The sequence below is a fragment of the Nocardia carnea NBRC 14403 genome, from assembly GCF_000308515.1.
In the GTDB taxonomy this organism is placed as follows: Bacteria; Actinomycetota; Actinomycetes; order Mycobacteriales; family Mycobacteriaceae; genus Nocardia; species Nocardia carnea.
This window is the reverse complement of sequence record NZ_BAFV01000014.1, coordinates 1-10799: the sequence shown is the minus strand read 5'-3', so window position 1 is coordinate 10799 and position 10799 is coordinate 1. Positions and strand designations below refer to the sequence as shown.

8 protein-coding genes are annotated in these 10799 nt (G+C 68.0%); 3 read left to right on the top strand and 5 right to left on the bottom strand.

What is annotated here, in order from left to right; translation table 11 throughout:
- The first annotated feature begins 302 nt into the window (after positions 1-302).
- The gene (locus ON22_RS04060) at positions 303-1463 is read left to right on the top strand and encodes a class I SAM-dependent methyltransferase (protein ID WP_033243416.1); all 1161 of its coding nucleotides are present in this window, start codon (positions 303-305) and stop codon (positions 1461-1463) included.
- Between the two features lie 71 nt (positions 1464-1534).
- On the opposite strand, the gene ON22_RS04055 is transcribed toward ON22_RS04060, so the two are convergent.
- Both ON22_RS04055 and ON22_RS04050 read right to left on the bottom strand, forming a co-directional pair.
- Positions 1535-2191 (bottom strand): response regulator, encoded by a 657-nt coding sequence (locus ON22_RS04055; protein ID WP_033243417.1) that lies wholly within the window; start codon positions 2189-2191, stop codon positions 1535-1537.
- Positions 2192-2473: 282 nt separating this feature from the next.
- Complete coding sequence (locus ON22_RS04050) at positions 2474-3907, bottom strand: ATP-binding protein (RefSeq protein ID WP_081595315.1); 1434 nt, start codon at positions 3905-3907, stop codon at positions 2474-2476.
- Positions 3908-4267: 360 nt separating this feature from the next.
- On the opposite strand from ON22_RS04050, the gene ON22_RS04045 reads away from it, so the two are divergent.
- Together ON22_RS04045 and ON22_RS04040 are read left to right on the top strand one after the other, a co-directional pair.
- Entirely contained in the window at positions 4268-5821 is a 1554-nt protein-coding gene (locus tag ON22_RS04045; protein ID WP_033243697.1) for a PspC domain-containing protein, read from the top strand.
- A complete protein-coding gene (locus ON22_RS04040) occupies positions 5814-6065 on the top strand; it encodes a hypothetical protein (RefSeq protein WP_086007662.1) in 252 nt (83 codons plus the stop codon). Before ON22_RS04045 ends, ON22_RS04040 begins: the two co-directional genes overlap by 8 nt.
- A 90-nt stretch (positions 6066-6155) precedes the next feature.
- On the opposite strand, the gene guaA is transcribed toward ON22_RS04040, so the two are convergent.
- From guaA to guaB, 3 genes are all read right to left on the bottom strand, one after another.
- Positions 6156-7727 (bottom strand): glutamine-hydrolyzing GMP synthase, encoded by a 1572-nt coding sequence (gene guaA / locus ON22_RS04035; RefSeq protein WP_169332449.1) that lies wholly within the window; start codon positions 7725-7727, stop codon positions 6156-6158.
- A gap of 54 nt (positions 7728-7781) precedes the next feature.
- A complete protein-coding gene (locus tag ON22_RS04030) occupies positions 7782-8957 on the bottom strand; it encodes a GuaB3 family IMP dehydrogenase-related protein (RefSeq protein WP_033243419.1) in 1176 nt (391 codons plus the stop codon).
- A 335-nt stretch (positions 8958-9292) separates the two neighbouring features.
- Positions 9293-10799 (bottom strand): IMP dehydrogenase (guaB, locus tag ON22_RS04025; protein ID WP_043739823.1); only part of this gene is annotated, 1507 nt, incomplete at its 5' end.

Here is a 10799-nt window from a genome sequence, read left to right as displayed (position 1 = left end):
GGGGCACCCACTTCCGAACTGGGGACCGCCGGGCTCATCGGCGAAGAGCTAACCGGCGGTGTCGACCCCGAATCGGCACACCCGGCGAGAGCCGCCAGCATCGCCGCCACCACCAGTAAACGCCCGGTACGCATATGGCCGATGCTAACCGCAGCGGTCACTGTCCTGCGGTAACGCCTGCTCTCACGGTGTGGCCCGAGTACCGGCCGCCGGCCGCCGCACGACCCCCGCGACCATGCCCTGCGAAGCGTATCCACCGGGGCGCGCGGCAGCGCACGGCAACGATCTAGCACACTTGTCACGTGCGAGACGTGGAGGACCTATTGGGACGGTTGCGCCGCTATCCGGATGTGGAGGCCGCCAACCTGTACGCCGTCGACGCCGCGGACCGCCTCATCCTCGATGTGGCCGCGGATACGCTCACCACCACCGAGCCCGGAAAAGTGGTGGTGATCGGCGACAACTACGGCGCCCTCACCCTCGGCGCCGCCGCCACCCACGACTTGCACCGGATCCGTGTCCACCAGGATCTGCTGACCGGTGAACTCGCACTCGCCACCAATGCCCGCGCGCTCGGACTCGGCGACCGCTACACCGCGCACTCCCTCGACGAAAACCTGCTGCGCGACGCCACCGTGGTCCTGCTACGACTACCACGGGTACTGGCCGGGCTCGCCGAGATCGCCGACGCCATCGCCCGTTACGCCCATCCCCAGGTGCAGGTATTCGCCGGCGGCCGGGACAAGTACCTCACCAAGGCGATGAACGACGTACTGGCGGAATCCTTCACCGAAGTACGGGCCAGCCGCGGCCGCCAGAAATCCCGTACCCTGCTGGTGCGCGGACCGAAACCGGTGGGCGAACCACGATTTCCGCTACGCGAGCACATCGGCGAATTCGGCATCGATGTGGTCGCGCACGGGGCCGCGTTCTCCGGGCCGCGCCTGGATATCGGCACCCGATTCCTGCTGGAACATCTGCGCGCCATGAAACCCGATGCCCGCGACGCCATCGACCTCGGCTGCGGAACCGGGATACTGGCCGTCGCACTCGCCCGATCCCGCCCGGGAATCGCGGTGGTGGGCACCGACCAATCCGCCGCGGCCGTGGCCTCCGCGACCGCAACCGCCGCGGCCAACGCGGTCGCCGGGCAGGTCACCGTGGTGCGGGACGACGCCATGTCGGCCGCCGCCGACAACAGCGCCGACCTCGTGGTGTGCAATCCCCCGTTCCATGTGGGTGCCGCCGTGCACACCGGGTCGGCGATCAAGATGTTCGCCCGGACCGGCAAGGTGCTGCGGCCGGGTGGCGAGCTGTGGACGGTATACAACAATCACCTCAACCACCGCACAGTCGTCGAACGCATGGTGGGCCGCACCGAAGTAGTGGGCCGGAACCGGAAGTTCACGGTCACTCGTTCGGTGCGCGGGCTGCACGGGTTCGACGGCGCTGTCCCTGTTTGATTGCGCTGCCCGGCGTGCCAAGCCAGGACTTCTCGCCTTCGCCGAACGATCACCCTTTCCAAAATTACAGCTCAATCGATTCGGCGGCGGTGGGCCCAGCGGGTCAGGGCGTTGCGGTTGGACTGCTGGGTTTTTCGGAGGACATTCGAGGCGTGGGTTTCCACGGTTTTCACCGAGATGAACAGTTTTTCGGCGATCTCCCGGTAGGTGTAACCACGGGCCAGCAGGCGCAGCACCTCCAGCTCACGGGGTGTCAGCGAATCGAGTTCGGGGTCCAGGGGTGGCTCGGGTACCGGGGATTTCCCGGTGAACGAATCCAGGACGAAACCGGCCAGCCGCGGACTGAATACGGCATCCCCGCCGGCCACCCGGCGGATTCCGTCGGCCAATTCGGCCCCGGAAATCGTCTTCGTCACATAACCGCGAGCACCGGCCCGGATCACCGCGATCACATCCTCGGCGGCGTCGGAAACACTGAGCGCCAGACATACCGGCCCGCTGTCGATCCCGTTCAGCACCGCCACCCCGCCCCCGGCGGGCATATGCACATCGAGCAGCACCACATCGGGTTTGGCGGCATTGATACCCGCCACCGCCTCGGGCACACCCCCGGCCTCCCCGACCACCTCCATATCGGTTTCCCGGCTCAACTCGGCCCGCACCCCGGACCGGAACACCGCATGATCGTCGACGAGAAAAACCCGCACAACCAGCCTCTCTTCATTCATGGCGCCGCCTCGGGCCTCCCTCGGAGACTACCCATGTACGGCGGGCCGGGGCTGCAGCCGGCCCGCAACCAGCGGTACGACACCACGCCCGATTCCGTTCCACCTCACGACTGTTCGGCAAGCGGACCCCGCAACGATTCGTGGTAGCGGATCCCTTTCCACCGTCATCGGTTCGCCGCGCGATCAGCGTGTTGCGGCCGTCGACGATCGAGGCGATCGTGGCTACATCGAGGTGTGCCCATCCACTCCGGTATACCTCTACCAGGGCGGCAATTCCGGCGGTCAACGCACTTCCTCGCGGCGTGTACCGGCGCCGCGTGCCTGCTCAGGGGTGACCTGAACGAGCCCGGACGTGTGCACTACCTCGGGGTGTTCGGTCTGCGGATGTTCGGCCGCGCCGCCGGTGGGAGCAGTCTCCGGAGTCCGGAGGCGGTCGCGACCTGTGTCTTCGTCATCGGTACCGGAATCGGTGCGGGGCAGGAAGATCCGCACCTCGGTGCCACATCCCGGCGCCGAAACGATCTCCACCGTCCCGCCGCGCCGCTCCACGCGGGCGCGAATGGATCGCGCGAGCCCGTGCCGGTCCTCGGGGATCGAATCGGGGTCGAAACCGGTACCGCGGTCACGGACGAACACGCTGACCTGGTGCGGTTCGGTCTCGGCGAACAGGTCGATATCGGTGACGCCGGCGTGTTTGGCGGCGTTCACCAGCGCTTCCCGGGTGGCGCCCAGGACGGCGGTGAAATGTTCCTTCGGCAGGCCGGACCCGCTCTCCTCGCCGTCCATTGCGACATCTCCGACGGTCACCGGGGTGACCTTCACACCGTGCTGATCCTCCACCTCACCGGCGATGGTGCGCAGGGCGACGGCGAGACTGGATTCGGCGGGGCCGGTATCGGCGAACAGCCAGCGCCGCAGCTCGCGTTCCTGGCTGCGCGCCAGGCGCAGCACCTCCTGTTGATCGCCGGCCTGCCGCTGGATCAAGGCCAGCGTCTGCAGCACCGAATCGTGGAGGTGGGAGGCGATCTCCTCGCGTTCCTCGTTGCGGATCCGGGCCGCGCGTTCGGCGTTGAGCGAATGCATCATCCGCAGACCGAGCGGGACGGTCAGCAGCCCGACTCCGATCAGGGTCGCCGCCACCGCCAGCAGCGCCGAACCGAGCGAACCCCAGTCGACCTGCGACAGCACCACCACCCCCAGCCCTACGAAAACGAGGGTGACCCCGGCGATGATCCGCGACCAGGTGACCACCGACGGTTTCGCCGGTATTCCGACCAGCGACCGCGGGCCGTCGGCATCGTATTCCCGCCACACCAGCGCCGCGCCCACCGCGATCACCAGCAGCGGTGCGATCACCCGGGCCACTGTTCCGCTGAACGCCCACGACACGACCACCGACAGCCCGAGGCCGAGCAGCGCCAGCCCGATCGCCTGGCGGCGTTCCGTACCGGAGGGCCGGGTGTCGTCGCCACCGCCGGGCGCGAAGATCCACAACAGGCCGTAGGCGATTATCCCGGCTCCGGCCAGCGCCGAGAGCAGGACGAACGCCATCCGCACCTTGAGTACGTCGACCCCGAGATGATCGGCGACGCCACCGGCGACCCCGCCCACGATCCGGCCGCCGGATCGGCGCACCAACCGCCCGCCCGTGGTATCCGGCTCGACCACGGGACGGTCGGTACCCGGGGCGTAGAAGGCAGGTCCGAACGGGCACATACCTTCGATACTGGCACGTCCGCAACCCACCCGGCCATGGGGAAACACCCTGATCTGTATCTATGGCGGCTGTGTCATGGCGCCGCCTCCGGCGTCGCGGGGTTCGGGGCCCAATGGGTCTCGTTCTTCACTCCGCCGCTCCTCCGCTTCGCTCCCCCGCTCTGTCGCTCCAGAACGAGACGGGCCCCGAACCATGGGGGCAGGCGTTTTCGAATGGCGGACCCCGGTGGGGGTGCATTAACGGGTCAACCTGCCGGGCGAACATCGGCGCGGGTCAGGTGGTGATCAGGAGTATTTCGGGAACAACTTCAGGGTTCCCCCCGATGTGAGAGAGCCCGCAGGAGGCGGAGCATGGGTTTCATGACGAGAACCAGCTTCGGTGATCAGCTTCAGCAGATGTGGCAGACCCGGCCGGCCCGCCTGCCCCGGCACGGGCCGATCGCCGGGGTCGCGGCCGGGGTCGGGCACCGCTACGGCATCGACCCGGTGCTCGTGCGGGTGGCGTTCGTGGTCTCCACCCTCTTCGGCGGGGCGGGAATCGTGCTCTACCTGTTCGGGTGGCTGATGTTCCCCGAAGCCGGCGAAGGCGCGTCGATGGCGGAATCGCTGACCCGTAAACGCCAGGATTCGCAGAGCCAGACCAAGACGATCGTGCTGATCGTGGCGCTGGCTATCGCGGTGAGCACGATGGGCCCGGTGGGTGTCGGGCTCGGTGGGTCGGGGGTGATCGCGCTGGCGCTCATGCTGGCCGGTTGGTGGATGCTTTATCTGCGGGCCCCGCAGCCGCCGCCGCTGCCCGCGGGGGTGGCGGATCCGGAGTCGCTTGCGGGCCCGGGGACAACCGGATACCCCGGTGCCACGTTCCCTCAGGGCGGCGCGGATCCGTATACCTCACAGTACACTGGAATATATACCCCCTACACGAAGCTGCCGGATCAGTATGTCCCCGACAACGCGGCCGCGAACCGCGTGCAGAGTGACGAAGAAGCTTCCGGAACGGCCGACTCCGAAACGGCAGATACCACTGGCCCGAGTCTCACCAAGGCCACCGCCTCGGGACCTGCCTCCGGTCCGGCAGTCGTATCGCCAGGCGATCCGGCCCCGGGCGCGCCCGATTCCACCGCTACCGGAGACCCGGTCGCGGCTCCCCCTGCCGAATCGGACTCGCCCCGGGGCGCAGGCTCGGACGGACCGGTACCTCCACGCCCCACCATCGAAATGAGCAAATCCACCGGCCTCGCCGACCGCACCCCGCCCTCCTGGGACCCACTCGGTGTCGCGCCACTCGCTTGGGACCTACCTGATCCCAGCCCGGCACAGCCGGTTGCGGTGATCACCGAGAAGCGTCCCCGTTCGCGTTTCACGGCGGTCGTGCTCGGCCTGGCCATCCTCGCCGCGGCGGGTGCCGGCGCGGTGGCGGTGGCGGGAGCCGAATGGATGACACCCGGGCGGATCGCCGCGATCGCGCTCGCGGTGATCGGTCTCGGGTTGATACTCGGTGCTTTCCGGCGACGCGGTCACGGGCTACTGCTGGTCACTGCCCCGCTGGCGGCGTTCGTCATCCTGGCCGGCGCCGTGGGCCCGGTCGATTTCCAGAGCACCACCATGGGTGAGCGCACCTGGGCTCCCGCTTCGGCCGCCGATATCCGGCCGGAGTACACGGTAACCATGGGGTCCGGCACGCTGGACCTGCGCGGCATCGAACTGACCGCGGATCGGACCGTCGACCTTTCCGTGCAGATGGGTGAGGCGGTGGTCCTGGTACCCGACAATATGAATGTGCGCTCCGAATGCACCGTCCGGATGGGCGAGGCGAATTGCCCGGACGGGCTCACCGGTCCCGGCGGGGACGCACCGGTGCTGAATTTGAACGTGCAGGTCCGGATGGGTGAAGCGGAGGTGCGTCGTGGCTGATCAGGAAACGAAACCGCACGTGGAAACATCGAGCGACGCCGGAACCGCCGGGCGTGCGCACCGCGGAGGCTTCTCCGCCGGCTTGTTCGTCACCGGTCTGCTCGCGCTGCTGGTGAGTATCTGGGCCCTGGCCGGACCGGACCGGTGGAACATCACCTCCATGATCCCGGTCGGCTGGATCGTCGTCGCCGCCGCGATCGTGATGGGCGTGGTACTGGTCGTCTCGCCGAGAAAGCGCCGGTAGCCCGGCCACCGACGCCGGTTCTCGTCGAACGGCGCCGTACCGAGCAGAACGCCCGGACCCTCATGAAGGGCCCGGGCGTTCTGCTGTTGGTCACTCCCACTCGATAGTGCCCGGCGGTTTACTCGTCACATCCAGCACCACGCGGTTGACCTCACTCACCTCGTTGGTGATCCGGGTCGAGATCCGTTCCAGCACCTCATACGGCAGCCGAGTCCAGTCCGCGGTCATCGCGTCCTCACTGGACACCGGGCGCAGCACGATCGGATGCCCGTAGGTACGCCCGTCACCCTGGACGCCGACACTGCGCACATCCGCGAGCAGGACCACCGGGCACTGCCAGATCTGCCCGTCGAGCCCGGCCGCGGTGAGTTCCTCGCGGGCGATGGCATCGGCTTGCCGCAGCGTCCGCAACCGGTCCTCGGTGACCTCACCGATGATCCGGATCGCCAGGCCGGGGCCCGGGAAGGGCTGCCGGGCCACGATCTCCTCGGGCAATCCGAGCTCCCGGCCGACCGCCCGGACCTCGTCCTTGAACAGCAGCCGCAACGGTTCGACCAGTTCGAATTCCAGATCGTCGGGCAGGCCGCCGACATTGTGATGCGATTTGATGTTCGCGGTGCCGCTGCCGCCGCCGGATTCCACCACATCCGGGTACAGCGTGCCCTGCACCAGGTATTCGACCGCCGGTACATCCTGGCCCGCGATCTGCTCGCCGACGACCTCGCCGACTGCATCCTCGAAGGAGCGGATGAACTCACGACCGATGATCTTGCGCTTCTCCTCGGGGTCCGTGACACCCTTCAGTTCGCCCAGAAACTTCTCGACCGCGTCGACGGTGACCAGCCGGGCCCCGGTAGCGGCCACGAAATCCCGCTGCACCTGTTCGCGCTCACCGGCCCGCAGCAGTCCGTGATCGACGAAAACACAGGTCAGCTTGTCACCGATGGCCCGCTGCACCAGTGCGCCTGCCACCGCGCTGTCGACGCCGCCGGACAGCGCGCAGATCGCATGCGCGTCGCCGATCTGCTCACGCACCCGCTCGATCATCGCATCGGCGATATTGGCCGGCGTCCAGTCCGGCTTGATCCCTGCCATTTCGTGCAGGAACCGGCTCAGCACCTGCTGCCCGTGCGGCGAGTGCAGCACCTCGGGGTGGTACTGCACACCGGCCAGCCGGCGGGCCCGGTTCTCGAAGGCCGCGACCGGCGCACCCACCGTCGTCCCGGTGACCTCGAAACCTTCCGGGGCGTCGGTGACCGCGTCCCCGTGGCTCATCCACACCGGCTGCAACTCCGGCAGCCCCTCGTGCAGCAGCCCGCCGTCGATATCGAGTTCGGTGCGGCCGTATTCGCGGGTACCCGTATTCGTCACGGTGCCGCCCAGCGCCTGCGCCATCGCCTGGAAGCCGTAGCAGATACCGAAAACGGGGATATCCAGGTCGAACAGCCGCGGGTCGAGGGACGGCGCACCTTCGGTGTACACGCTGGCCGGGCCACCGGACAGAATCACCGCCAGTGGTTGTTTCTCGGCGATCTCCGCCACGGTGGCCGTATGCGAGACCACCTCCGAGTAGACACTCGCCTCCCGGACCCGGCGGGCAATCAACTGCGCGTATTGCGCACCGAAGTCGACAACAAGAACGGGTCTCTGCGAATGTGTCACCCGCACGAGTCTAATGAGCGCCGATCAGCCACTCGCACGCCCATACCCTTGCGCTCAGGCACGGACGCTGAGGCCGACTTTCTGGAATTCCTTGAGGTCGGAGTATCCGGCCTTGGCCATCGAGCGGCGCAGACCGCCGACGAGGTTCAAGGATCCGAACGGATCGTCGGAGGGGCCCGTCAGCAGCTGTTCCAGGCTGGGACGCACCGGAGCCGGCGGGGCCTGTCCGAGCAGTTCCTCGGCGAGATCCCACGGCTCGTCCAGCGAAAGCAGCGAACCGCGCGGCACCGAAGGGTGCGCGGCGGCCGAGGGCCAGTACCAGCCGCGACCGGGCGCTTCGGCGGCGATGGCGAGCGGCGCGCCCAGCATGGCCGCGTCCGCGCCGCAGGCAATGGCCTTGGCGAGCTGACCGGAGGTGTTGATATCGCCGTCGGCGATCACGTGCACGTACCGGCCGCCCGTTTCGTCGAGGTAGTCACGGCGGGCCGCGGCGGCGTCGGCGATCGCGGTCGCCATCGGTACGCCGATACCGAGAACTTCGCCGGTGGTGGTCGCGCCCGGCTGCGAACCGTAACCCACGATCACCCCGGCGGCACCGGTCCGCATCAGGTGCAGTGCGGTGCGGTGATCACTGACACCGCCGGCGACGACCGGCACGTCCAGTTCCGCGATGAACGTTTTGAGGTTCAACGGTTCGCCGTCGCCCACATGCTCGGCCGAAATAATGGTGCCCTGCACCACCAGCAGATCGATCCCGGCCTGTACCAGGGCCGGGGTGAGCGCCCGCGCGTTCTGCGGGCTCACCCGCACCGCGACGGTGACCCCACCGGCCCGCACCTGGCCGACCGCCGCGGCCAGCAGATCGGGCTGCATGGGCGCGGCGTGTAGTTCCTGCAGGAAGGCGATCGCCCGCTGATAGCTGCCCTTGTCGGCGAGCTCGAGCAGCTGGTCGATCTTGGCGGAGACATCCGCGTGCCGGGCCCACAGCCCCTCACCGTTGATCACGCCCAGCCCGCCGCGGCGCCCGAGCTCGATGGCGAATTCCGGGGAGGCCAGCGCATCGGTCGGATGGGTGAGGAAGGGGATATCGAACCGGTAGGCGTCCAGTTGCCACGCCAGCGATACCTGGCTCGCCGAACGGGTCCGGCGCGAGGGAACGATATCGACATCGTCCAGTTCGTAGGTCCGGCGAGCCGTCCTACCCATCCCGATCTCGACCATATCGCGCACAAATAGCTCCTGTGTTGAGGCGCCGCCTCCGACGGCGCAGGGGTCGCGACCCTCCGCGTCACCTGTCGGCCCTCGAGACCGGCCTCCGCCGGCGCATACCCACGGAGAGGGAAATGATCGTCACCCTCTGCAGGCCTCGTGGAACTCGGCACCGATGTCTCTGCGTTTCACCTGGTGAACTCGCATATTGCGACTAAACCTTACACACCCGGGTCAGCCGCGAGTCGGTCGGTTGGTCGTCTGCGCACCAAACCTGGGTTCACTGCTGAACGAGCCCAGCCGTGGTGCCGAATTCAGCGAGGCCCTGAAACCCGCGCGCCGGAGGCGCGCCGAAGTCACCGCCCGGTGTAGTTCGGGGCCTCGACGGTCATCGTGATGTCGTGGGGATGGCTCTCCTTGAGACCCGCCGCGGTGATCTGGACGAACTGGGCTTCCTGCAAACCGGTGATGTCCTGTGCACCGGTGTAGCCCATGGCCGCACGGAGGCCGCCGACGAGCTGGTGGATCACCTGGTTCACCGGACCCCGGAACGGCACCCGGCCCTCGATGCCTTCGGGGACGAGTTTGTCCTCGGCCAGCACATCGTCCTGGAAGTAACGGTCCTTGGAGAAGGATTTCGCCTGGCCACGGCCCTGCATGGCGCCCAGCGACCCCATACCGCGGTAGCTCTTGAACTGTTTACCGCCCACCAGGATCAGCTCACCGGGCGATTCCGCGGTGCCGGCCAGTACCGAGCCCAGCATGACGGTGGAGGCACCGGCGGCGATGGCCTTGGCGATATCGCCGGAGAACTGGATTCCGCCGTCGGCAATCACCGGCACACCCGCGGGCGCGCAGACGGCGACCGCTTCCAGGATCGCGGTGATCTGCGGCGCGCCGACACCGGCCACCACGCGAGTAGTGCAGATGGAGCCGGGTCCGACACCCACCTTCACCGCGTCGGCACCGGCTTCGACCAGCGCCCTTGCTCCGGCCCGGGTGGCGATATTGCCGCCGATGACCTGGATACGGTCACCGACCTCGGCCTTGACCTTGCTGACCATGCTGAGGACCTGCCGCTGATGCCCGTGCGCGGTATCGACGACGAGGATGTCGGCGCCGGCGTCGGCCAGGGTCATGGCCCGCGACCAGGCGTCGTCGCCGACGCCCACCGCGGCCCCGACCAGCAGCCGGCCGTCACGGTCCTTGGTGGCGTCGGGGTACTGATCGGTTTTGACGAAGTCCTTGACGGTGATCAGACCGCGTAGCCGGCCCTCACCGTCGACGATGGGGAGCTTTTCCACCTTGTGACGGCGCAGCAGCCCGAGCGCGGCCTCCGCGGTGACGCCCTCCTGGGCGGTGATCAGCGGCGCCGGGGTCATCACATCGGCCACGCGGCGGTTCTGATCCACCTCGAACCGCATATCGCGATTGGTGATGATGCCGACCAGCGCGCCCGTTTCGTCGACCACCGGCAGGCCGGAGATCCGGAACCGGGCGCACATGGCGTCGACCTCGGCCAGGGTATCGGTGGGGCGGCAGGTCACCGGATCGGTGACCATCCCGGCCTCGGATCGTTTGACGGTCTCCACCTGGCCGGCCTGATCGGCCACCGAGAGATTGCGGTGCAGTACACCCATGCCGCCGGCGCGGGCCATGGCGATCGCCATCCGGGCTTCGGTGACGGTATCCATCGCGGAACTGACCAGCGGTGTCCGCAACCGGACCTCTCTGGTCAGCCGGCTGGATGTCTCGACCGAGCTGGGGATGAGATCCGACGCGGCGGGCAGCAGCAGCACGTCGTCGAAGGTGAGGCCGAGCATGGCGATCTTGTTCGGATCGTCACCACCCGTAGGAGGGCGG

Coding starts and splice junctions, on each gene's coding strand:
- ON22_RS04050 (WP_081595315.1), bottom strand. CDS start 3,907: ATGTGCCCGTTCGGACCTGCCTTCTACGCCCCGGGTACCGACCGTCCC.
- ON22_RS04045 (WP_033243697.1), top strand. CDS start 4,268: ATGACGAGAACCAGCTTCGGTGATCAGCTTCAGCAGATGTGGCAGACC.
- ON22_RS04055 (WP_033243417.1), bottom strand. CDS start 2,191: ATGAATGAAGAGAGGCTGGTTGTGCGGGTTTTTCTCGTCGACGATCAT.